The sequence below is a fragment of the Roseovarius sp. genome (genome assembly GCF_965228755.1).
In the GTDB taxonomy this organism is placed as follows: domain Bacteria; phylum Pseudomonadota; class Alphaproteobacteria; order Rhodobacterales; family Rhodobacteraceae; genus Roseovarius.
On record NZ_CBDDIG010000013.1, the window covers coordinates 992,677 to 1,015,481 of the forward strand.

Consider the following 22,805-nt stretch of genomic DNA (forward strand, 5'->3'; position numbering starts at 1 on the left):
CTTCGCGCGGAAAGGGGGCGATTTCAAGACCCTGCGGGTGGAAATTCAGGTGGAGAGGCCGGCGGCGGCCATGAGCCGCTCGGTTTCCTCGGCCAGCAGGCGTTCCTGTGCCGCGCCTTCGACGGGCATGCGGCCGTGTTCGAGGAAGAGCGGGGCGGCGAAGGGGGTGACGCGGGGCAGGCGGAGGAGGTCGATGCGGCCGTCGATGCGGGTGATCATTTCCTCGATGCGGCCGAAGTCTATGAGGCCGCGCATGGCTTCGGTGCGGGTGATTTGCAGCAGGAGGTGGTCGGGGTCGTACTTGGCCAGCGTGTCGTAGAGGATGTCGGAGGAGAAGGTGGCCTGCCGCCCGGATTTCTTGGCCTGTGGCGTGTTGCGCTGGATGAGGCCGGCGATGGTGGCCGAGGCGCGGAAGGTGCGTTTCATGAGCTGGTTGCCGGCGAGCCAGCGGTCGAGACCGTCGCGGAGGGCGGAAAGCTCGAAGAGCGGGCCCGGGTCGGTGAGCGGGTCGAGGCCCCAGATGAGGGTGGCGTAATCGGTGGAGACGAAGCCGAGCGGGTGGAGGCCCAGCTCCTCCATCCGCTTGGTGAGGATGAGGCCGAGGGTCTGCTGGGCGTTGCGGCCGGCGAAGCCGTAAATGCAGGCGTGTTCGCGGCCCTCGTGGGGGAAGCTTTCGATGAGCAGCTCGCCGGACTTGGGCAGGCGGGACATCTCGGACTGGAGGCGCAGCCAGTCGGCGGTGTGGGCGGGGAGCGACGACCAGTCGCCGGTGTTCAGGAGCGACAGGATGCGCTGGCTGAGCTGGGTGGAGGTGGCGAACTTGGTGCCGCCGAAGACGGCGATCTTGGGCTGGCGGCCGCGGTCGCGGCTGACCTCGACGGTCATTTCGCGCAAGCCCTCGTAGCGGACGATCTCGCCGCCGATCAGGAAGGTGTCGCCGGGGGTGAGGGAGGCGGCGAAGGCTTCCTCGACCTCGCCCAGGGGTTTGCCGCCGCGGGAGCGTTGCATCCGGACCTTGAGGAGGTCGGTGTCCTGGATGGTGCCGATATTCATACGGATGAGGCGGGCGCTGCGGGGGTCGCGGAGGTGCCAGAGGCCGTCGGTCTGCTTGAGGCGTTGCCACTGGTCGTAGGCGCGGAGCGCGTAGCCGCCGGTGGCGCAGAAGTCGAGGCAGGCGTCGAATTCGGCGCGGGTGAGATCGGCATAGGCGCCTGCGGTGGTGACCTCGGCGTAGAGGTCGTCGGCGGCGAAGGGGCCGGAGCAGGCGCGGATCAGGATGTGCTGGCAGAGCACGTCCTGGGGGCCGCGGCCGCGGGGTTCGCCGTCGAGATCGTGGTCGCGGACGGCTTGCAGGGCGGCCTGGCATTCGACGACTTCGAAGCGGTTGGCGGGCACGAGTAGGGCCTTGGAGGGGGCGTTGTAATTGTGGTTGGCCCGGCCGATGCGCTGGACGAGGCGTTTGACGTTCTTGGGTGCGCCGACCTGGATGACGAGATCGACATCGCCCCAGTCGATGCCGAGATCGAGCGAGCCCGTGCAGACGATGGCGCGGAGGAGACCCTGCTGCATGGCGGCCTCGACCCGTTCGCGCTGGACCCGGTCGAGGGAGCCGTGGTGGATGCCGATGGGCAGGCTTTCCTCGTTGGCGAGCCAGAGGTTGTGGAAGAAGATTTCCGCCTGCGCGCGGGTGTTGTGGAAGATGAGCGTGGTGCGGTGGCGGCGGATTTGGTCGAGGACGGCGGGGATGGCGTAGGCGGCGCCGCCGCCGGCCCAGGGGGGTCGTTCCTCGGTGGAGAGCATGGCGATATCCGGTTCGGGGCCGGGGTCGGCCTGGAGGATGTCGCAGGGGTCGGGGTGGCAGGCGAGGAGGCGGGCGATGGCGGCGGGGTCCTCGACAGTGGCCGAGAGGCCGACGCGGCGGAGGTTCGGGCAGAGGGCTTGCAGGCGGGAGAGGGCGAGCATGAGCTGGTCGCCGCGCTTGGATTCGGCCAGCGCGTGGATTTCGTCGATGACCACGCGCTTGAGGCCGGCGAAGGTTCTGTGGGCGTCCTCGTAGGAGGTGAGGAGGGCCAGGCTTTCCGGCGTGGTGAGCAGGATATGGGGCGGGTCGGCGCGCTGGCGTTTCTTGCGCGACGACGGCGTGTCGCCGGTGCGGTCGTCGATGCGGATGGGCAGGCCCATCTCGCTGACCGGGGTGGTGAGGTTGCGCTTGATGTCGGCGGCCAGCGCCTTGAGGGGGGAGATGTAGAGGGTGTGGAGGCCGTCGTGGGTGCCCTCGGCGAGGTCGACCAGCGTGGGCAGGAAGCCCGCCAGCGTCTTGCCGCCGCCGGTGGGGGCGATGAGCAGCTGCGCCGGGGCATCGGCGCGGTCGAGCATGGCCTGCTGGTGCGGGTGGATGTGCCAGCCGCGGGCGGCGAACCAGTCGGTGAAGAGCGGGGGCAGGGCGGTCATGCCCCGGTATCTAGACCGGCGGGGGGGCGAGGGCGAGGGGAGTCTGAAACACTGTCGTTGCGCGCGGCATCGCGGTTCGGGGGAAGCTGACCGGGACAGGGTCTTTGGCCGAAGGCGTTTCGGCGCGGCGCCCTGGATAGGGCGTTGATAAGCGGGCGGGATTGCGCGACGCTCTGGAGGCGGCTTGTCGATCTTGTCGCACGGCAACGGCATCAAGCAAGGAGCGGAGCCCATGAAGCACGATTTCGAGGAGCAGCGCTGTGCGACGGAGGAGGTACTGGCAGACCTCGCTTCCAAGATTCAGCTTCCCGAGCGCGCGAACCTGGACCTGCAATTCGTACCGGTGGCCGACGCGGACGGGGACGGGCTTGCCGAGGCGCTGGCGGCGGCCGGTTACGCGGGGGAACTTATCGTCGATGAAGACGACGAATGGTTCGAAGTGACCGTCGCGGACGTGCCGGTGACGCTTGACGGGATCTGGCAACATGAAAGAGCGACCACGGAGGTCGCTCTTTCGTTCGGGTTCCGCCCGGACGGATGGGGGTTTTCCGTAGACTGAAACGGCCGGCTATCCGGCCGTCACTTCACGATCTTCTCGTCCTTGACGAACATGTTGGCCCAGGCGCGGTCGATGAGTTCGGGGGTCATCTGGTAGGGGATGCCCTCGAACTCGCAGGTGGCGATCATCTGTTCGATGAGGAAGATCGGCTGGTAGTTGGCGTAGACGTTGTTGATCGTCGGGTATTTCTTCTTGAGCAGGTGGAGGAGCGAGGCCTCGTCGAGGGGCATCTGCTTTTTCTTGGCGACCATGGCGAAGATCTTGAGGAAGTCGGCCTGGCTGGGCCCGTCGATCTTGATCTTGAAGAAGATCCGGCGGAGCGCGGCCTGGTCGAAGATCTCGTTGGGGTGGAAGTTGGTGGAGAAGATCACCAGCGTGTCGAAGGGCACCTCGAATTTCTCACCCGATTGCAGGGCGAGGATGTCCTTGGACTCCTCGAGCGGCACGATCCAGCGGTTGACCAGCGCCTGCGGCGGTTCGGCCTGGCGGCCGAGGTCGTCGACGATGAAGATGCCGCCGGAGGATTTGAGCTGCAGCGGCGCCTGGTAGGTGCGGGCGGTGGGGTTGTAGACGAGGTCGAGCATGGACAGCGACAGCTCGCCGCCGGTCACGACGGTGGGGCGTTCGCAGCGGACGTAGCGGGTATCCCATGTGCGGCGGCGGCGGAGCGAATTGGGGTCGTCGGTTTCGACCTCGGCCTTGGAATGGACGATCGGGTCGTAGACGGTGATCACCTGGCCCGCGTACTCGATGGCGCGGGGGACGTAGATCTTGTCGCCCATGGCGGCGCGGATGCCGTTGGAGATGGAGGATTTGCCGTTGCCCGGCGGCCCGTACATCAGGATCGAGCGGCCGGCCGAGACGGCGGGCCCGAGATAGTCGAGCAGGCTGTTGGGCAGGACGAGGTGGCCCATGGACTGGACCAGTTCCTCGCGCGTGATCTGGATGTTGCGGATCGACTGGCGCTGGACCTGTTCGCCGTAGACGGCGAGGGGCACGGGCATGGCGCCGAAATATTCCGACTGCGAAAGCGCGTCGAGGGCGCGGGCCTTGCCGCTGTCGGTGAGCTGGTAGCCCATTTCCGAGCCGGCGGTGGCGCTGAGCGTGCCCATCGCCTCGACCATCGACTGCGAGCGGGCCATGTCCATCAGTTCCTGGGTAACGGCGCGGGGCAGGCAGATGGCCTCGGCGAGATCGCTGACGGTGTCGAGGTTCTTGCGGAACATCGTCTTGATCAGGATGTCGCGCATCATCACGACGGGGAGTTTCATGTCCTCGAGCCCCTTGGGGGGCGGGGGTGGCTGGACGCCTTGCGAAGCCTGCATGTTCATCTGTCTGCCCCTGAAATTGGTTCCGGTCGCCGGCACTATTGGCGGGAAAAACGGTGAAAATGTGGAAGGGGGCGGGCGTGGTGTGGGCATCGCGGCCGCGGGGCGGCGCGCGGGCCTCAGCTGCCGTAGGCGGCGCCGAGGGCGAGGTAGACGATCAGCGTGGCGCCGAGGGCGAAGCCCATGGGGAACTTGCGGCCGCGGTCCCAGCTTGTCCAGTCCGGCGCGAGGCGGCGGAGCGCGGTGTGCTTGGCGATGCGGTGGGTGACGAAGCAGGCCAGCAGGTTCGCCGCGAAGATCAGGCAGAGCGGGCCCACGTCGCCCGGGTCGATGAAGGGGGCGGCGGCGGCGATGAACTTGCTGTCGCCCGCGCCCATCAGGCCGATCACGTTGGCGCCGAACATCAGCACCAGCACCACCACCATGGTCAGGAGGCGCCACGGGTAGTCGGCCCAGGGCAGGGCGACGAGGCCCACGATGAGGAAAACCGCCGCCAGCGCAATCACCGAGAGGTTGGGGATGCGCATGGCGGACAGGTCGCTCCACATCACCCAGAGGCAGAGCGGTGCGACGACGGGCAGGAACCAGAGCGCCTCGGACGGCGAGATCGCGAGGGCCATCTAGTTGCTCACATTGGCCTCGAGCGCGGCCAGAGACCGCGCGGCGGCCTCGAAATGCTGGGGATGGGTGTCGATGGCGTCGCGCAGGAGGCCCTTGCCGATGGTGGTGTCGCCCTGCTTGATGGCCGAGAGCGCCAGCGTGTAGAGGAGCTGGGCCCGTTCGGTCTGGGAGGTGTCTACGACGGGCATGGAGTAGTTCTTTTGCGCGCCGCGGGCGAGGACGAGATTGTTCTTGGCGGTGAAGAGCGTCTTGTCCTGCCGGATGGCATCGGTGAAGAGGCGCTCGGCGCCGGCATAGTCGCCGCGGGTGAGCTTGGAATAGCCCCAGTTGTTCATCACCCCGGCGGGGCGGGTGGTCAGGCCGATGGCGGTTTCGTAGAAGCTATCGGCCTTCTGCCATTCCTGGTTGCTGTCGGCGACCATGGCCTCGAGCCGGTAGCGCTTGAAGCTTTCGAAGGTGGGCGGGATGCGGTCGAGCACCTGCTCGGCGCGCTCCCAGTCGTTGTTGCGGATGAGCGCGTCGGCATAGTCGACGCGGTCGTCATCGGTGGCCTCGGGGTGTTCGGCGACCTTCTTCCAGGCCGATGCCGCCTCGGTCGTGCGCTTGGCGCGGACCAGGGATTTTGCCAGCCCGCGGGAGAGTTCGAGCCGTTCGGGCTGTTCGCCGGAGGCGCGCTGGAAGTAGGAGACGGCCTCGTTCGGGTCGGCCACCGAGAGCATTACGTCGTTGAGGTTGGTTTCGTCGACGACGTTGACGCCCTGGAAGGCGCGGTCGACATCGGTGCCTGATTTCTTGTCGCATGCGGAGAGCGCAAATGCGCTGACAGCGCATACGCTCATGATCATCAGTTGGCGCATTTTTGCGTCCTTTTACTGCCCTTGCCTCGTCATGGTATCTTGCGGATCAGGTAGTCGCTGCTGCCCCGCCGTACCAATTTGTAATCTTGTTCTTCCTCGGGAGCATACTCGGAATTTTCCGATTTTTCGAGTGCTAACCGCAGATTGTCGCGAATTGAGTCACTTTGGCCATTATCGAGCGCATAGGCGCGGCGGAAGACCTGTTCCGCTTCCGCAATCTCGCCACGTTCCATCAGCACGACGCCGAGGTTGTTCCAGATTTCGGGGCTGCGCTCGTCCTTGTCGAGGGCCTGGCGGAGGAGGCGTTCGGCGGTGTGCAGGCGGCTGAGCTTGAGGTTGGCGGTGCCGATGCCCAGCAGCACCTCGGCGGTCATTCCCTCGGTCACCGCGGCGCGGGAATAGGCGTCGATGGCCAGGTCGTATTCGCCGGCATCCATCAGCCGGTGGCCGACGAGCATGCCGTCGACGGCTTCGGCACCGGTCTTGATGCCCGGCGCGAAGGGGTTGTCACGCGAAACGCCCTCGCTGCATGCAGCAAGGGCGATGCTGGTCAGGAGGACTGCCCGTGCCCGTATCATGTCTGCCCCGCCATTTCGGCGTTGTGGTTATTTGCCCGCCATCGAGAACAGTTCCATGATGCCCAGAACCGACGGCCCGACAAGGATGATCAGTAGTGGGGGCACTGTAAACATCATCGTCGACAATGTCATCTTTGTCGGCAGCTTGTTGGCCTTTTCCTCGGCGCGCATGACCCGTTTGTCACGCATCTCGCTGGCGTAGACCCGCAGGGCGTCGGCGATCGAGGTGCCGAAGCTTTGCGACTGGATCAGCACGGTGACGAAGCTGGAGATGTCCTGGACGCCGCAGCGTTCGGCCATGTCGCTGAGCACGGAGGGCTTGTCGCGGCCGGCCTTCATTTGTTGCGAGACGATCTCGTATTCCTGGGCGAGCGCCGGGTAGGAGGCCTGGATCTCGCGCGAGACGCGGATGATCGCCTGGTCCATCGACTGGCCCGCCTCGACGCAGGTGAGCATCATGTCGAGACTGTCGGGGAAGCCCTGTTCGATCTCTTCCTGGCGCTGTTGCAGGCGCTTGGTGATCCAGTACTTGGGCAGCATGTAGCCCACGCCGCCCGGTCCGAGCGTGTACATCAGGGTCTGCTGGGTGGTGGTTTCGTCGTTGGAGACGAAGAAGACGAAGTAGATCACCCCGAGGATCAGCCCGCCGATGCCGAGGGCGAACTGGGCGAAGTGGAAATAGCGCACCGCGTCGCGGTCGCGGTAGCCGGCCTGCATCAGCGTCAGGCGCATCTTGCTGAGCGCCTTCTCGTCCTGCGGCTCGAGGAAGTTGGCGTATTTCTCCAGCTTCTCGTTGCGGGACTTGGCGCGCAGCCGTTCCTTGCCGGCGTCGGGGGCCTTGCCCGAGTTGTTGGCCTTCTTCAGCTTCTCTAGCGGATCCTGCGACTGTTTGATCAGGATCGGAATGCAGATCAGGATCAGCACGACGCCGAGCGTACCGACGGCGATCAGCGGGCCGAAGGGGCCGAGCTGATCGGTGATGGTTGCGGTGAGTTGTTCGAGCATACCCATGGCGGTTTCAGACCTTGATGTTCACGAGCGAGCGCATGACGAAGATGTTCGCCACGAGGAACCCGCCGACGGCCAGACAGGCCGGGATGAAGAACGGGTGGGTCATCGCCTCGTCGTAGTAGTCTGGCTTGATCATCTGGATGCCGACGAGGGCCAGCACCGGGAAGGCCGACAGGAAGTTGCCGGACCACTGCGCCTCGGCGGTGATGGCCTTGACGCGGCGGAACAGGCGGAAGCGGGCGCGGATCACCTTGGCGAGACCGTCGAGGATTTCGGCGAGGTTGCCGCCCGACTGCTGCTGGATGGTGACGGCGACGGCGAGGAAGCGGAGATCCTGCATGTCGAGCCGTTCGGCCATGTCCTTCAATGCCTCGCCCACGTCGCGGCCATAGGCGCTTTCGTCGGCGATGATGCCGAATTCGGTGGCGAGCGGGTCGGAGACCTCGTTGGCGACGATGGAAATGGCCGAGGAGAAGGGGTGCCCCACGCGCAGGGACCGGACCATCAGTTCGATCGCGTCGGGGAGCTGTTCCTCGAGCAGTTTCATGCGCTTGGAGGCCTTGGAGTTGATCCAGACGAAGACGCCGCCGATGCCGATGCCGACGGAGACCGCGGCGCGGACCGGAACTTGTGTGTCGGTGGCCACGGTGAGGCCCGCGAACGCCAGGACCGACACGCCGCCCATCAGCATGATGAGCTGTTTCGGGGTGAAGGCGATGGCCGCCTTCTGCGCCTTTGACGACAGGATCGCGTAGATCGGGATGTTGCGCGCCTTGAGGTGCTGGGTCATCTCCTTGCGGAGTTTTTCCATCACCTGCTCGCGGTTGCCCATCTTGTCGAGCATGTCGAGCCGGCGGTTGACGCGGCTGTTGAGGCTGATCGACTTGCCGAAGACGGTCAGGTAGATGCCCTCGACGAGCGCAAGCACGCCGAAGAAGATAAGGCCGTAGATGATGGGTTCGATGCTGATGCTCATGGCCGTTACTCTGCCGCGACGGGTTCATAGATGCTGGGGGGCAGGTCGTAGCCCCACAGGCGGAAGCGTTCCGAGAAGTTCGAGCGCACGCCAGTGCCGGTGAAATGCCCGATGATCTTGTTGTCGGGCGTCAGGCCGGTGCGCTGGAAGCGGAAGATTTCCTGCATTGAGATGACATCGCCTTCCATGCCGGTGATCTCGGTGATCGAGACCATGCGGCGCGAGCCGTCCTGGAGGCGCGAGGCCTGCACGATGAGGTTCACGGCACTGGCGATCTGGCTGCGGACGGCCTTGAGCGGCATTTCGATGCCGGCCATCGCGACCATGTTCTCGAGCCGCGAGATGCCGTCGCGGGCGTTGTTGGCGTGGATCGTGGTCATCGAGCCGTCGTGGCCGGTGTTCATGGCCTGCAGCATGTCGATCACCTCCTCGCCGCGCGTCTCGCCGACGATGATGCGGTCGGGGCGCATCCGCAGGGCGTTCTTGAGACAGTCGCGGGGCGAGACCTCGCCCTTGCCCTCGACGTTGGGGGGGCGGCTTTCCATCCGGCCGACATGGGTCTGCTGGAGCTGGAGTTCGGCGGTATCCTCGATGGTGAGGATGCGCTCGGAATTGTCGATGAAGGACGAGAGCGCGTTGAGCGTGGTCGTCTTGCCCGAGCCCGTACCGCCCGAGACGATGACGTTGAGGCGGGTGGCGACGGCGGCCTGGAGGTAGGCGGCCATTTCCTCGGAGAAGGCGCCGAAGCGGACGAGATCGTCGATGCCCAGCTTGTCCTTCTTGAATTTCCGGATCGAGACGAGGCTGCCGTCGACCGCGATGGGCGGCACCATGGCGTTGAAGCGCGAGCCGTCGGCAAGGCGGGCGTCGACATAGGGGTTGGATTCGTCCACGCGCCGGCCCACGGCGGAGACGATCTTGTCGATGATCCGCAGCAGGTGCTTTTCGTCCTTGAACGTCACGTCGGAGAGCGAGAGCTTGCCGTCGCGTTCGACGAAGATCTGGTGGGGGCCGTTGACGAGGATGTCGTTGACCGTGTCGTCCTTGAGCAGGGTTTCGAGTGGGCCGAGGCCCTTGACCTCGTCATAGAGCTCCTGCGTGAGGGTGGCGCGGTCTTCGCGGTTGAGGACGATCGAGCGCTCTTCCAGCACCTCGGCCGCGATCGAGCTGATCTCGGCGCGGAGGTCGGATTCGGTGGCGGTGTCGAGGGCCGCGAGGTTGAGGTTGTCGAGCAGCGAGCGGTGCAGGTCGAGCTTGATCTCGGCCAGGCGCTCCTTGCGCTTGCGGTCCTTGTCGGCGGGCGAGGGGGCCGCCGATTGCACCGGCGAGGGCCGGCGCAGCGATGCGGGTTTCGGCGGGGCCTCGGCCGGCTGGGGCTTGGGCGTTTCCACCGGTGCCTTGACCTTGGCGGCCTTTTCAGGTGCGGCGCCGGATTTCTTGTAGCGAGAGAACATGCTTTTCTACCTTTTCACGCCGCTTCTTCGGCGTCGGGTTTGCCGATCTCGTGCAGGGAGACGGCCAGTTTGGCGATTTCCTTGCGCAGCGGGTTCTTGGCCGCCGAATGGGCGAGCGGCGAGCCGTGGTCGCCCGCCTGGGTGACGACGCGGCCGCCGTCGGGCAGCTGGACCTCGATGCTGATCTCGAGGCTTTCGGCCATGCGCTTGACGCGGCTCTTGCCGTTGAGATCGGTGAACTTGGGGGAGCGGTTCAGGCAGAAGCGGAGCTTCTCTACCGGCAGATCCTCGGAGCGGAGCGCGCGCTTGAGGCGCAGGGCGTTCTGGGCAGAACGCATGTCGAGCTCGAGCGTGACGAAGTAGATCTGCGCCGCGTTGAGGACGGTTTCCGTCCACTGGACCAGCGTGGCGGGCATGTCGACGATCACGTAGTCGAATTTCGAACGGGCGAATTCGAGCACGCGGCCCACGTCCTCGGGGGTGATCATGTCGAGGGGCAGCATGTCGGTGGGCGCGGTGAGAACCCAGAGCTTGTCCTCGAAGGCGGTCAGGGACTGCTTGAAGATGTCCTCGTCCATCGATTCGGTGTCGGACCACATTTCGAACACCGCCTCGCGGCGGGGCAGGTCGAGATAGGTGGCGGTCGAGCCGGTCTGGAGCCCGAAATCGAGCAGGCAGACGCGCGGCGGGTCGGTCTTGTCGACGGTCGCCAGTTCCCAGGCGAGGTTGACCGCCAGCGTGGTGGCGCCGGTGCCGCCCGCGAGGCCCTGGACCGCGAGCAGGACGCCGTCGCCGGGCGTGTTGCCGGCGGCGAAGGGGGTGCCTTCGACGGTGGCCTGTTCCTCGCGCTTGCGGATGCGTTCGATGGCGGCCTCGAGCTCGCCCTCGGGCAGGGGGTAGGGGACGAATTCGTCGGCGCCCTGGCGCAGCAGCTGGTGCAGGACGGCGGGGCTGACATCCTCGGCGATAAGGATGACGCGGATGCCGCGCGAGCTGGCCATGGTGATGATTTCGCTGAGCAGCGGGATGTCGTCCTCGTCGGAATCGTCGATCGCGACGGCGGCGAACTCGATGCCGGTCGCCTCGGGCTGGCCGAAGAAGGCCAGCGCCTCGTTGATGTTCAGATCGCCCCAGGCTTCACCAAGCGCGGCTTCCATGTCCTCGATCAGCAGGTCGAAATTCTGCACATCGCGGCTGACCGTACAGGCTACAAGCGGTATCTGTTCCGTGTTGTTGCTCTCACTACTCGTCATTCCGGGTCCCAATCTCATATGTGCGGCGCACTCCGCGCGTACCTGCGCCCCTCGCAGCGCCGCTCCCCGCTGCCTCTTGCCGGGGGAAACTCGTTATTGTGGGAACCTCGCCGAAAATCTGGGCAACATTTGGGCCAAAAAACTCCAATTGTGCGGAAGAGGTAGACAAAAAAGGCCCGCCTGTGCGGCGGGCTTTTCAAGGTGGCCCGGCTGGTGCCGGACAGGGAGATCCCGGTGGGGCCGCCCGGCGGGGCGGCCTATTCGGTGCTCAGACCCTCGCTGTTGCCGACGATTGCCAGCGTGGTCGCGGAGGTGGCGCTTTCGATATACTCGCGGTGGACCACCTCGGCATACTTGCCGTCCATGATGATCGGATGGGAGGCGACGAAGCCGCTGACCTCGGTGACGGTGCGGCGGTTGCGGCGTTCGCGGCCCTGGGTGACGACGAGCGGCTGGGTTTCGCCGTAGGAGACCACCGCCTCGAGCCGCGAGCGGCTGATGCCCTGGGAGGCGAAGAAGTTCACCACGGCCTGGGCCCGGCGCAGGCCGAGGCTGTTGTTGTAGGCGTTCGACCCGACGAGATCGGTGTGGCCGTAGACCCGGAAGCGGACCTCGGGGAACTGGCGGATGAAATGGGCCTGGCGGCGCAGGACGCTGACCGCCGTGGCATCGAGCCGGGCCGAGTTGAAGGCGAAGTTCACCGTGTTGCCGACCTCGCTGGCGAAGCGGCGGGACAGATCGACGGCGAAATGCTTTTCGCCGGTCATGACCTGGGTGTTGTTCATGGTGGAATTGCCGAAAGTGCCGCCATCGGTGATGGAGCCGGATTCCGAGTAGGACCGGAGCACTTCGGTGGGGTAGGAGCACGCGGTCAGCGCCAGGAGGGCCGTCGTCGCGATGAGGGATCGTTTCATGGCGCTGTCCTTTGCCCTAGTCCATTACGTAGCCGTAGGAGCCGTTGAAATCCTGCCGGGCGACTTCGCCCGCCGGGCTGTTCTCGGGGATGTCGCGGGCGACGCGACCGTCGAGGAAAAGCTCGCGTTCGCTGGGAATGCGGACCCGGTCGGTGGGCAGGGCCAGCGCCTCGCCGGTGGTGGGGGTCACGAGGTGGGCCGAGACGATGATCACCAGTTCGGTCTGGGCGCGCTGGTAGTCGGCGCTGCGGAAGAGCGCGCCGAGCACCGGCACGTCGCCGATCCAGGGCACCTGGCCGCTGTTGTCGCGGAAGTCGTCCTGCAGCAGGCCGGCGATGGCGAAGCTTTGCCCGTCGCGCATGGCGACGGTGGTCGACGTGTCGCGGCGGCGGAAGGCGTTGACGGTCAGCCCGTCGACGACCAGCGCGTTGGCGGCGTCGATCGAGGAGACGGCGGCCGCCAGCTCGAGGTTGATCACCCCGTCATCGACCACGCGGGGGATGAAGTTGAGCTCGACACCGAAGGGCTTGAACTCGATCGTGGTGACGCCGTTTTCCTGCGCCACCGGGATCGGGTATTCGCCGCCGGCGAGGAACTTGGCCTCCTGCCCCGAGAGGGCGGTGAGGTTCGGTTCGGCCAGGGTGCGGACGACGCCCTTGGTTTCCAGTGCCTCGAGCAGGATGCCGACCTCGGTCGAGCCGATGTCGAAGCCGAAGGCGATGGCGCCGTTGTTGCTCTGGACCGAGGGGATGGCGCCGGCGAGGGTGTTGAGCACGGCCCCTTGGGTGTTGGTGGTGTTGGTGCCGCCGATGACGCCGACGCCGGAATTGTTGCGCCCGTCGATCGACAGCGAGGTGCCGAGTGCCTTGGAGACGCTGCGCTGCATCTCGGCGAAGCGGACCTTGAGCATCACCTGGTGCTTGCCGGCGACGGACATGAGGTTCGAGACGCGTTCGGGCGCGTAGCGCTGGGCCAGTTCGAGGGCGCGGTCCATGCGGGTGGTGCTGCTGACCGTGCCGGAGAGGACGATGCCGTCATTGGCGGAGCGGACCTCGATCGCCTCGCCCGGCAGGACCTGGCGGAGGCGTTCCTTGAATTCGGAGATGTCGGCGCTGACGCGGACCTCGACATTGGTGATGAGGCGGCCGGTGGCGTCGAGCAGGGTGAGGGTGGTGCGGCCCGGCGATTTGCCAAGCACGTAGATCGTGCGGTCGGAGAGCGTCGAGAAGTCGGCGATGGCCGGGTTGGCGATGCTGAGCTCGGCGAAGGGCACGTCGCTTTCGACCACGACCGCCTGGTTCATGGTGATGCTGAGATCCCGTCCGGTTCCCTTGCGGATGACCTGAAGCGACTCGGCCATCGCCGAGCCTGCAATCGGCCCGCACGCCAAAACCAGCCCGGCCAGGGCGGCCTTGAGTAAGCGCGTAAATGTCATGTGACCTGCCTTTCCGATCACGCCTCGAGAAGCGGGTCTTGGCGCCCGCATTTCGCTCAGGATGGGCCAATTCCGAAATTTTTGCAAGAATCAATGGCTTTCGCGCCGCCTTTAAAGACTTTTTTGTGGCAGCGTTGCGTGAATGAAACCCTTTTCACGGACCGGAAACGAGAAAAGGCGCCGCGGGCGGGCGGCGCCTTTCGGGAGACTGGATCGGAAAACCGGCTCAGTTGGTGCAGGGGATCGGGGTTTCGATCACCTCGCCGCCGCGGCGGGTGCGGATCGTGCAGACCTCCTGTGCCACGGGCGCGCGTTCGACCACCTGTTCCTGGATGCCCAGCAGGCTGCGCTGGTCGACCTCGATCGCCTCGGCGACGGAGTCGTCCTCGGCGCCGACCAGCGACAGCGAGAGCCGTCCGGTGGATTGCGCCTGTGCCAGCGAGGCCACCTGCTGCGGGCGGGCGGAGACGGTGACGGTGCGGGCGATGATCGCCTCGTTAGTGTCGGCGTTGGCCTCCTGATCGACGGCGATCAGCTTGACGTTGGTCTCGATCAGCTTGGTCACGTCCTTGGCGCCGCGACCTTCGAGACGGGTGCCCGCGGTGCTGGCGGACTGACCCGTCCAGTAGATGTCGACCCGGTCGCCGGGGCGCAGGAAGCCCGAGACGCCGCTGGTGACGTCGACGTTGATCGCGAAGGCGCGCATGCCGCGTTCCAGCTGCGAGGTGATGCCGGCCTCTTCGCCGGGCTCGGTGACCTTGACGGCGAGGATCGCCTCGTTCGGCTCGATCGAGCGCAGAACGGTGCGGGGTTCGGCTTCGCCTTCGGGGAAGAGCGCCTCTTCGGTCTCGAACACGCCTTCCGGCAGCGACATGGCCGGGAAGGGGGTGAGACGGACGTCGTCGAGGTTCAGCTCCTGCCCGTATTTCAGTTTTTTGGTGGCGACGTAGACCTCGACCGTGTCGATGCCGGGGTCGCGGTTCGACCGCTCGTGGGCGAGCTCGGCCTGATACTGCTGGATGTAGCTTTTGGCCATGTAGACGGCAAAGCCGGCAAGGCCGAGGCCGAGTACAAGGACGAGTCCGAAAACCAAACGCATGGCCTATCCTTTCCGATGGACTGCTCTTCGGGCGGCCCTGGGCGGGCCGGTTTTCCGGCAGATGTTCTGGCGGCGCAATATGGCGAAAGAAGGGAAGGGCGGTGGCGGTTTGACGATTGTTTCCCGGGTGCCGACGGAAGCGGCGTGCGGGTCAGTCGCCGTTGTCGACCTGTTTGCTGCCGGCTTCGCTGCTGACGCTGGTCGACAGGACCGTGACCGCGCCGCTGATGCTGGCGGTCGATGCCGCGGCCAGGCCGACGACGCTGGCGACGATGACCACCCATTCGGCGTTGGCGGCGCCGTCTTCGTCGCGCAAATGGGTTCTGAACGTCCTGAAGAGATTCCGGATGGTGAGTGTCATGTCCTGCTCGCTTTTTTGCCTGTTGGCCGGTCAGCCGTTTCTTGTGCGACGGCGATCCGGGCCGGGTGTCTGATCCTTGGCCGGGCCGGGTGGCCCGAAGCGGCATGCGACACATGCCCCTGTTTCAAAGCAAATGGCCGCGAAACAGACGTTCGCGGCCACGTGCATGTCGTCAGACGAATGGGATATCAGCCGCCGGAGTCGCCGTTCGAAACCGATTTGGTCGACACGCCGCTCTTGATCGAGGTGGCCAGTTGGTTCACACCGCCGGAGACGGTCGACACGCCGGCAACGCCCAGGCCAACAACGGCTGCGGTCAGAACGACCCAGTCAACAGTCACGGCACCTTCTTCGTCGTTGCGGAATTTTTTGATGAACTTGATCATGGTTGGTCCCTCCAAAGGATCACTTAAGCTTCAGTTACGTTTAACCGGTTCAGCTTTCTGTGGGCCGCCTCTCTCTAAGGCCCGCTGCCGTTGCGGTATGGGGAGATATAGCCTGTGGAATCGGGCAGGATTTGGGCGGCTTTGGTAGCATTTTGTGAATCGTAATTTTTTTGGCTTGGTGGGTGTCAAGTTACTGAAAATAAACGATTTAAAAGTTAAATTTTGTGCTTGTGGAGCGTGTTTCGGGATGTTTTGGGCGGAAATCGTACGCGTTTCCGTTTCTGTGGCGGGCACAAAAGCCGTGAAACATAACCATTTTTGAGATAGGCTCGTACAAAAAGAACGAGGCAGTGCAGTGAAACCCTTTCTTTTATGCGCAGCGGCGCTGGGCCTTGGCCTGTGCGGTGCGATGCCCGGGCGTGCGGACAGCCCGCCGCCCTATCCGGATTTCACCTTCAAGATGGCCAAGCCGCCGAAGGCCGGCACCAAGAAGCGGATCAACGTGCAGATCGAGCCGGGCGACCAGGTGGTGGCGAAACCGGCCAAGCCGAAGCCCGACGAGACCGGGAGCGGCACGCAGGGGGCCGCAGCGGCGGCCTCAGGGCGGTATGACTGGTTCTGGACCAAGGTGCCCCCCGGATTGTCGGAGGATCCCTCCCTGCGGCTGCGGAGCGCGTTTGCCAGCCTCGAGGACGGGCCGGGCGGGGTGTCGGTGGCCGGTCCGCGGCTGCAGGCGCTGCAGGGCATCGCCTCGGCGCAGGGGGCGAACATATTGCGGGCGACGATCGGGACCGACGTGTCGCCCGCGCTGGTGCTGGCGGTCATCTCGGTCGAGTCGGGCGGGCGGAGCACGGCGGAGAGCCACAAGGGCGCGCAGGGGCTGATGCAACTCATGCCGGATACCGCGACGCGGTTCGGGGTGACGGACAGCCTGGCCAGCGATCAGAACATCAAGGGCGGGGTGGCCTATCTCGACTGGCTGCTGAAGGAGTTCGGCGGCGACGCTGTGCTGGCGCTTGCCGGGTATAACGCGGGCGAGAACGCGGTGAAGAGGCATGGCGGCGTGCCGCCCTATGCCGAGACGCGGGATTACGTGCCCAAGGTGCTGGCGGCGTTCCAGGTGGCGGGAGGGCTGTGCAAGACGCGGCCCGAGCTGATCACCGATGCCTGCGCGCTGAACCTGGCGGTGAAGTAGATACGCGAGGGGAGAGGCCCCGGCTCGGGGGCCGGGGCGGGTGGTCTGCCGAGGCCCCGGGGCTGGCCCGGGGCGCCGGTTTGGTTTCAGACGATCGTCGCCTCGGTCTTCTCGATGATCTCCTCGCGGGTGACATCGGGGGCGCATTCCACGATTTTCAGGCCGCCCTCGGTCACGTCGAGCACGCCGAGGTTGGTGATGATCCGGTTGACCACGCCCGTGCCGGTGAGCGGCAGGGTGCATTCCTTGAGCAGCTTCGACTCGCCCGCCTTGTTGGTGTGGTCCATCACCACGATCACGCGGCGCACACCGGCGACGAGGTCCATCGCGCCGCCCATGCCCTTGACCAGCTTGCCGGGGATCATCCAGTTCGCGAGATCACCGTTCTCGGCCACTTCCATGGCGCCGAGGATCGCCATGGCGATCTTGCCGCCGCGGATCATGCCGAAGCTCATGGCGCTGTCGAAATAGGAGGTGTGCGGCAGTTCGGTGATGGTCTGCTTGCCGGCGTTGATCAGGTCGGGGTCTTCCGAGCCCGCCACCGGGAAGGGGCCCATGCCCAGCATGCCGTTCTCCGATTGCAGCGTCACGTGGACGCCTTCGGGGATGTAGTTCGGCACGAGCGTGGGGATGCCGATGCCGAGGTTGACATAGGTGCCGTCTTCCAGCTCCTGCGCGGCGCGTGCCGCCATCTGATTGCGATCCCAGGGCATGATCAGGCCTCCCTCACGGTACGTTGTTCGATGCGCTTCTCGTGCTCGCCCTGGATCAGGCGGTGCACGTAGATGCCCGGCAGGTGGATGTGATCGGGGTCGAGCTCGCCGGGTTTGACGATCTCTTCCACTTCCATGATGCAGGTCCGGCCGCACATCGCCGCCGGCGGGTTGAAGTTGCGGGCGGTCTTGCGGAAGATGCAGTTGCCCGTTTCATCCGCCTTCCATGCCTTGACGATGGAGATGTCGGCGAAGATGCCGCGTTCGAGGATGTAGGTCTCGCCGTCGAACTCCTTGTGCTCCTTCCCCTCGGCGATCTGGGTGCCGACGCCGGTCTTGGTGTAGAAGCCGGGGATGCCCGCGCCGCCGGCGCGCATGCGTTCTGCGAGCGTGCCTTGCGGGTTGAATTCGAGCTCGAGCTCGCCCGAGAGATACTGGCGCATGAATTCGGCGTTCTCGCCCACGTAGGACGACATCATCTTCCTGACCTGCTTGGTCTGCAGCAGCAGGCCGAGGCCGAAATCGTCGACGCCGGCGTTGTTCGAGGCGACGGTGAGATCCTTGACGCCGGATTTCCGGATGGCGTCGATCAGCAGTTCGGGGATGCCGCACAGGCCGAAACCGCCCGCGGCGATCAGCATCCCGTCTTGGAGAAGCCCGTCCAGCGCGTCGGCGGCGGACCCGTAGATCTTTCTCATGAAATGAACCCTCCTGTCATTCGGCCCCGATATGACGGAGGGGGCAGGAGAGAGTCAACGGCTGGGCCTGCCCGGGGGGCCGAAGTAGGGTTTCTACGTAGGTGAGTGCCAGCTTCTGGTTTGCTCCGCCGGGCGAGCGCCGGTCCGTGGGGAGGCGCTGCTACGGTCATGGTCGCCACTTTATGGGGCCACGCACATCCTCCCCATAGACGTCGTGCAACACCTCGAAAGCGCCTGCCCGTGGGGACGGGCCGGCGCTCGCCCGGCGCCGCGCTTTGGCGCGGCTCTGTTCCGGGCGGGTGTCAGGCCGATAGGGCGGGGGCGACTGGTGTCGGGCGCCCGTGGAGCCAGAGGCCCCGGGTCAGGCCCGGGGCGGGCGGCACACCTGCGTCAGATGATCCGCACTTTCGTGCCCACGGGCGAGATGCCGTAAAGCTCCTCGATCATGTGGTTGTAGAGCCCGATGCAGCCGTCCGAGGAGCGGCGGCCGATCTTGCGGGTGTCGTGGGTGCCGTGGATCAGGTAGGCGGGCCAGTCGAGATACATGGCGTGTGTGCCGAGCGGGTTGTCGGGGCCCGGCGGCATGTATTTCAGCTCCGGGTTGCGTTCGATCATGCTGGCGGTCGGTGTCCAGTCGGGGCCGACCCTCTTGCGGACGATCTCGGTGAAGCCGCGCTTGGTCAGCTCGTCGGTCATCGGCACCGAGGTCGGATAGATGCGGTAGTCCTCGCCCGCGCCGTTCCAGTAGTGGAGCGCGCGGGAGGTGGTGTCGGCGATGATGTAGGCCGGCGCGCCGGGGTTGAAATGGTCGCGCCAGTCCATCTGGCCGAAGGCGGAGATGTTGCGGCGGACGCCGGGTTCGGCCGGGAGCTGTTCGTGCTCCTGCGCGAGGGTGGGGGTGACGATGGTGGTGGCCAGGCCCGAGAGGATCAGGGTGCGGCGGGTGAGGGTGTGGCGGGGCATCTTGCGTGCTCCTTCTGCTCGAGGGTCATTTCGGGCAGATTTGCCACGGTCCCGCGCGGCGCGGAAGAAGGCGGGCCGTCACAAGCGCGTGAGCCGCCCCGGTGGCAGGGCGGCTTTGCGCGGGGCGCATGGGTTGCGGGCTACTTGCCGGCCGCCGCCTTCTTGGCCGGGGCCTTCTTCTTGGCGGGCGCCTTGCGGCCCTTGCCCTTCTTGGCGGCCTTCTCGGCGATCAGTTCGACTGCCATCTCCATGGTCACGTCATCCGGTTCGGTGCCCTTGGGCAGGGTGGCGTTGACCTTCTCCCACTTGACGTAAGGCCCGTAGCGCCCGTCCATCACGTTGACCGGCCCGCCGCTTTCGGGGTGGTCTCCCAGCTCCTTGAGCGGCTTGGCGGCGGCGCGGCCCTGGCCGCGGGAGGCGGCTTTCTGGGCCAGCACCTCGACCGCGCGGTTCATGCCGATGGTGAAGACCTCCTCGACCTCCTTGAGGTTGGCGTAGAGGCGGCCGTGCTTGACGAAGGGCCCGTAGCGGCCGATGCCGGCCTCGACCGGTTCGCCGTCGTCGGGATGCGTGCCGACCACGCGGGGCAGGTCGAGGAGGGTCAGGGCCTTTTCCAGCGTCATGTCATCGGGGCTCCAGCCCTTGGGCAGGCTGGCGCGGGGCGGTTTCTTGTTGTCCTCGGTCACCTCGCCGCGCTGGACGTAGGGCCCGAAGCGGCCCGAGCGCAGGGTGATCTCGTCGCCATTGTCTTCGCCCAGCACACGGTCGCCGGCCTCGCCCGCATCGCCGGAGATCGGCCGGGTGTAGCGACATTCGGGGTAGCGCGAGCAGCCGACGAAGCCGCCGGAGCGGGAGGGTTTGAGGTGCAACTGCCCCTCGCCGCAGAGCGGGCAGGCGCGCGGATCGGTGCCGTCGTCGCGGGGCGGGTAGAGCATGGGGGCGAGCGCCTCGTCGAGTTTGTCGATCACCTCGGCGGTGCGCAGCTCGGAGGTTTCGGCGATGGCCGCCGAGAAGTCGCGCCAGAACTCCGCCAGCACCTTCTTGTAGTCGGCATCGCCCGCGCTGATCACGTCGAGCTCTTCCTCGAGATTGGCGGTGAACTCGTAGCCCACGTACTTGCGGAAGAAGTTCAGCAGGAAGATCGTGACGATGCGGCCCTTGTCCTCGGGGATGAGGCGGTTCTTGTCCTTGCGGACATATTCGCGGTCCTGGATCGTGGTGACGATCGAGGCATAGGTGGAGGGGCGGCCGATGCCCAGCTCTTCCATCTTCTTGACCAGCGTCGCCTCGGTATAGCGGGGCGGGGGCTGGGTGAAATGCTGTTCGGGGGTGACGCCGCGCTTCTCGGCCTTGTCGCCCTGCATGATCTGGGGCAGGCGCTTGTCGTCCTCGTCCTCCGTTCCGGTATCGTCGCGGCCTTCCTCGTAGACCTTGAGGAAGCCGTCGAAGAGCACAACCTGGCCGGTGGCGCGGAGGCCCACCTGGCCATCGGCGCTTTCGATCTCGACCGTGGTGCGTTCGAGCCGGGCGGCGGCCATCTGGCAGGCCAGCGTGCGTTTCCAGATCAGGTCATACAGCTTGCGCTGGTCGGCGTCGGAAATCTTGATCTGGGAGGCGTCGCGCGTCATGTCGGTGGGGCGGATGCACTCGTGCGCTTCCTGGGCGTTCTTGGCCTTGTTCTTGTACATGCGCGGGCTGTCGGGGACATACTCGGCGCCGTAGCGATCGGCGATGGCATCGCGGGCGGCGTGCACGGCCTCGGGGGCCATGTCGATGCCGTCGGTCCGCATGTAGGTGATGAGGCCGGCCTCGTAGAGCCGTTGGGCCGCGCTCATGGTCTGGCGCGCGCCCATGCCGAACTTGCGGCTGGCCTCCTGCTGAAGCGTGGAGGTCATGAAGGGGGCCGACGGGTTGCGCGAGGTCGGCTTGGCCTCGACGCCCGCGATGGTGAGGTCGCGGCTGGTGATGGCCTGGACCGCCAGTTCGGCCTGGGTCTGGTCCGGGATATCGTAGCGGTCGAGCTTCTTGCCGGCCCAGCTGACGAGGCGGGCCTCGAATTCCTTGCCGCGGGGGGTGGCGAGGAGGGCCTTGACCGACCAGTATTCGCGGGGCCGGAACGCCTCGATCTCCATCTCGCGCTCGACGATGAGGCGGAGGCAGACCGATTGCACCCGGCCCGCGGACCGGGCGCCGGGGAGCTTGCGCCAGAGCACGGGCGAAAGGTTGAAGCCCACAAGGTAGTCGAGCGCGCGGCGGGCGAGGTAGGCCTCGACCAGCGGGGCGTCGACCTCGCGGGGGTTCTTCATCGCCTCGGTGACGGCGGATTTGGTGATGGCGTTGAAGACCACGCGACTGACGGGCGTGTCCTTCTTGAGGGCCTTGCGCTTGCGCAGCGCTTCCTCGAGGTGCCAGCTGATCGCCTCGCCTTCGCGGTCGGGGTCGGTGGCGAGGATCAGGGCGTTGTCGTCCTTGAGAGCGTCGGCGATGGCCTTGACATGCTTGCGGCTGTCGGCGCCGATCTCCCATGTCATGTCGAAGCCGTTCTCGGGGTCGACCGAGCCATCCTTGGCGGGCAGGTCGCGGACGTGGCCGTAGGACGCCAGAACCGTGTAGTCGGACCCCAGGTACTTGTTGATGGTCTTGGCCTTGGCCGGGGATTCGACGACGACAACTGGCATGAAAACTCCTTTCGACTCGGGGGTCGCTTATGGCGGGGCAACATGTGGGCTGGCAAGCGGGAATGTCAATGAGGCCCGGATGAGGGGCCGCGGCGGGCCGCTCGTGATGCCGTTTCTTTCAGCCGTCGGGCGCGAGCAGGGTGCGGCGCAGGAGGTCTTCGGCAGCGGGGGTGAGGCGGAGCGCGCCCTGGAGGCTGAGGTGGTCGCCGTCGCGGAAGAGGAGGGTGTCGCCGTCGTAGAGCGGGCAGATCTCGGGGCCGCAGAGGGTGGCGAGGATGGGTTCGAAGAGGATCTGCTCGTGGCCCGCGGCGAGGTTTTCGAAGGCCGGGGCGTAGCTCGCGCGCTGGGCGTCGGCCTCGGCCCGGGGCAGGCCGAGCGTGACCTCGTGGCCGAAAAGCAGGCGGCGGGCCTGGGTGGGCAGGTGCAGCGCCTCGCCCGCCGGCACGTCGTCGAGGATCACGATCCGGCGGCCGGGCAGGCGCCGGGCCAGGCGGCGCAGCCCGTTGAGCGTGGCGGTGGCGTTGTAGGCGCCGCCCTGGCCCTCGTAGCCGTCATCGACCCAGACATCGCCCGAAGTGCGGTAGGTGTAGCCGGTCATCTGGTGCTGCCAGAAGGCGGTGATGTAGATGGTGCGGATATGCGGCCGTGCGTCGAGGAAGGCGATGAAGGCTTCGACCTGGTCGCGCAATTCGGGGTAGCCGGGCTTGCGCACCCCGGCGAGGGGGCGGAAGCCGGGATAGGTGTAATGGAAGCCCGCGACGCCCAGGTTTTCGGCGGCCTCGAAGATGGCGGGGGACAGGGCGAAGGCGTGGCTGTCGCCGGCGAAGACGAAGCTGGCGCGGGTGTCGGGCGCGCCGCGGCGGCAGACGTCGCCCGCGTCGGCGCGGGCGGCGGTGACGAAGTGGCAGCCGAGGCGGGGCTGCATCAGCGGGCCGGTTTCGGTGAGGTCGAGGAAGTCGGGCGGCATGCGCGCGGGCAGCCCGTCGCGATGGACGGTATAGGCCGCGACGGCGAGGGTGAGGGCCGTGGCGGTGGCGGCAGAGGCGAAGATGGCGCGGCGGGTAAGGCGAGCGCGGTTGCGGAAGGGCTGTTCCACGAGGCGCCAGGAGAGGGCCGAAAGGACGAGGGCGAGCGCGAGGCAGGCGACGCTTTCGGAGGCGGAGAGGTCTTCGCCCTTGCGGTAGACGGCGAAGGCGATGATCGGCCAGTGCCAGAGGTAGAGGGAATAGGAGAGCTTGCCGATCCAGACCAGCGGCGGCAGGGCGAGGAGGCGGC

General features: G+C 66.2%; 21 protein-coding genes. 2 read left to right on the forward strand and 19 right to left on the reverse strand.

What is annotated here, in order from left to right; all coding sequences use genetic code 11:
• Positions 1 to 45: 45 nt before the first annotated feature.
• On the reverse strand, positions 46 to 2,451 hold the full coding sequence (locus ACO07J_RS23150; protein WP_422033383.1) for a ligase-associated DNA damage response DEXH box helicase: 2,406 nt from the start codon (positions 2,449 to 2,451) through the stop codon (positions 46 to 48).
• Positions 2,452 to 2,683: 232 nt separating this feature from the next.
• On the opposite strand from ACO07J_RS23150, the gene ACO07J_RS23155 reads away from it, so the two are divergent.
• A complete protein-coding gene (locus tag ACO07J_RS23155) occupies positions 2,684 to 3,010 on the forward strand; it encodes a ribonuclease E inhibitor RraB (protein ID WP_422033385.1) in 327 nt (108 codons plus the stop codon).
• Positions 3,011 to 3,030: 20 nt separating this feature from the next.
• Here the strand turns inward: ACO07J_RS23155 and ACO07J_RS23160 are convergent, their stop codons facing one another.
• From ACO07J_RS23160 to ACO07J_RS23220, 13 genes are all read right to left on the reverse strand, one after another.
• Positions 3,031 to 4,341 (reverse strand): ATPase, encoded by a 1,311-nt coding sequence (locus ACO07J_RS23160; protein ID WP_422033387.1) that lies wholly within the window; start codon positions 4,339 to 4,341, stop codon positions 3,031 to 3,033.
• 116 nt (positions 4,342 to 4,457) lie between these two features.
• A complete protein-coding gene (locus tag ACO07J_RS23165) occupies positions 4,458 to 4,958 on the reverse strand; it encodes a prepilin peptidase (protein WP_422033389.1) in 501 nt (166 codons plus the stop codon).
• Positions 4,959 to 5,816 (reverse strand): tetratricopeptide repeat protein, encoded by an 858-nt coding sequence (locus ACO07J_RS23170; protein WP_422033391.1) that lies wholly within the window; start codon positions 5,814 to 5,816, stop codon positions 4,959 to 4,961.
• Between the two features lie 29 nt (positions 5,817 to 5,845).
• Positions 5,846 to 6,394: a tetratricopeptide repeat protein gene (locus tag ACO07J_RS23175; protein ID WP_422033393.1), complete on the reverse strand. Its 549-nt coding sequence runs from the start codon at positions 6,392 to 6,394 to the stop codon at positions 5,846 to 5,848.
• Positions 6,395 to 6,421: 27 nt separating this feature from the next.
• Positions 6,422 to 7,405 (reverse strand): type II secretion system F family protein, encoded by a 984-nt coding sequence (locus tag ACO07J_RS23180; RefSeq protein WP_422033395.1) that lies wholly within the window; start codon positions 7,403 to 7,405, stop codon positions 6,422 to 6,424.
• Positions 7,406 to 7,412: 7 nt separating this feature from the next.
• Positions 7,413 to 8,381 carry a type II secretion system F family protein gene (locus tag ACO07J_RS23185; protein WP_422033397.1) on the reverse strand — a complete coding sequence of 323 codons (969 nt, stop codon included), beginning with the start codon at positions 8,379 to 8,381 and terminating at the stop codon, positions 7,413 to 7,415.
• 5 nt (positions 8,382 to 8,386) lie between these two features.
• On the reverse strand, positions 8,387 to 9,835 hold the full coding sequence (locus tag ACO07J_RS23190) for an ATPase, T2SS/T4P/T4SS family (protein WP_422033399.1): 1,449 nt from the start codon (positions 9,833 to 9,835) through the stop codon (positions 8,387 to 8,389).
• Between the two features lie 14 nt (positions 9,836 to 9,849).
• Positions 9,850 to 11,088 (reverse strand): AAA family ATPase, encoded by a 1,239-nt coding sequence (locus tag ACO07J_RS23195; RefSeq protein ID WP_422033401.1) that lies wholly within the window; start codon positions 11,086 to 11,088, stop codon positions 9,850 to 9,852.
• Positions 11,089 to 11,345: 257 nt separating this feature from the next.
• Positions 11,346 to 12,002 carry an OmpA family protein gene (locus ACO07J_RS23200; RefSeq protein WP_422033403.1) on the reverse strand — a complete coding sequence of 219 codons (657 nt, stop codon included), beginning with the start codon at positions 12,000 to 12,002 and terminating at the stop codon, positions 11,346 to 11,348.
• A gap of 16 nt (positions 12,003 to 12,018) precedes the next feature.
• On the reverse strand, positions 12,019 to 13,437 hold the full coding sequence (locus tag ACO07J_RS23205) for a type II and III secretion system protein family protein (protein ID WP_422033405.1): 1,419 nt from the start codon (positions 13,435 to 13,437) through the stop codon (positions 12,019 to 12,021).
• A gap of 226 nt (positions 13,438 to 13,663) precedes the next feature.
• Positions 13,664 to 14,536, reverse strand: a complete 873-nt coding sequence (gene cpaB / locus ACO07J_RS23210) for a Flp pilus assembly protein CpaB (protein WP_422033407.1) — start codon at positions 14,534 to 14,536, stop codon at positions 13,664 to 13,666.
• A 151-nt stretch (positions 14,537 to 14,687) separates the two neighbouring features.
• Positions 14,688 to 14,897 (reverse strand): Flp family type IVb pilin, encoded by a 210-nt coding sequence (locus ACO07J_RS23215; protein WP_422033409.1) that lies wholly within the window; start codon positions 14,895 to 14,897, stop codon positions 14,688 to 14,690.
• A gap of 188 nt (positions 14,898 to 15,085) precedes the next feature.
• Entirely contained in the window at positions 15,086 to 15,283 is a 198-nt protein-coding gene (locus ACO07J_RS23220) for a Flp family type IVb pilin (RefSeq protein ID WP_422033411.1), read from the reverse strand.
• A 409-nt stretch (positions 15,284 to 15,692) separates the two neighbouring features.
• Here ACO07J_RS23220 and ACO07J_RS23225 point away from each other — a divergent pair, with 409 nt between their 5' ends.
• Entirely contained in the window at positions 15,693 to 16,478 is a 786-nt protein-coding gene (locus tag ACO07J_RS23225) for a lytic transglycosylase domain-containing protein (protein WP_422033419.1), read from the forward strand.
• 86 nt (positions 16,479 to 16,564) lie between these two features.
• Here the strand turns inward: ACO07J_RS23225 and ACO07J_RS23230 are convergent, their stop codons facing one another.
• From ACO07J_RS23230 to ACO07J_RS23250, 5 genes are all read right to left on the reverse strand, one after another.
• Entirely contained in the window at positions 16,565 to 17,191 is a 627-nt protein-coding gene (locus tag ACO07J_RS23230; RefSeq protein ID WP_422033422.1) for a CoA transferase subunit B, read from the reverse strand.
• 2 nt (positions 17,192 to 17,193) lie between these two features.
• Entirely contained in the window at positions 17,194 to 17,889 is a 696-nt protein-coding gene (locus tag ACO07J_RS23235; protein WP_422033424.1) for a CoA transferase subunit A, read from the reverse strand.
• 390 nt (positions 17,890 to 18,279) lie between these two features.
• Positions 18,280 to 18,852 carry a L,D-transpeptidase gene (locus ACO07J_RS23240; RefSeq protein WP_422033426.1) on the reverse strand — a complete coding sequence of 191 codons (573 nt, stop codon included), beginning with the start codon at positions 18,850 to 18,852 and terminating at the stop codon, positions 18,280 to 18,282.
• Between the two features lie 140 nt (positions 18,853 to 18,992).
• Positions 18,993 to 21,530 (reverse strand): type I DNA topoisomerase, encoded by a 2,538-nt coding sequence (gene topA, locus ACO07J_RS23245; protein ID WP_422033428.1) that lies wholly within the window; start codon positions 21,528 to 21,530, stop codon positions 18,993 to 18,995.
• Between the two features lie 118 nt (positions 21,531 to 21,648).
• Positions 21,649 to 22,805 (reverse strand): acyltransferase family protein (locus tag ACO07J_RS23250; RefSeq protein WP_422033430.1); only part of this gene is annotated, 1,157 nt, incomplete at its 5' end.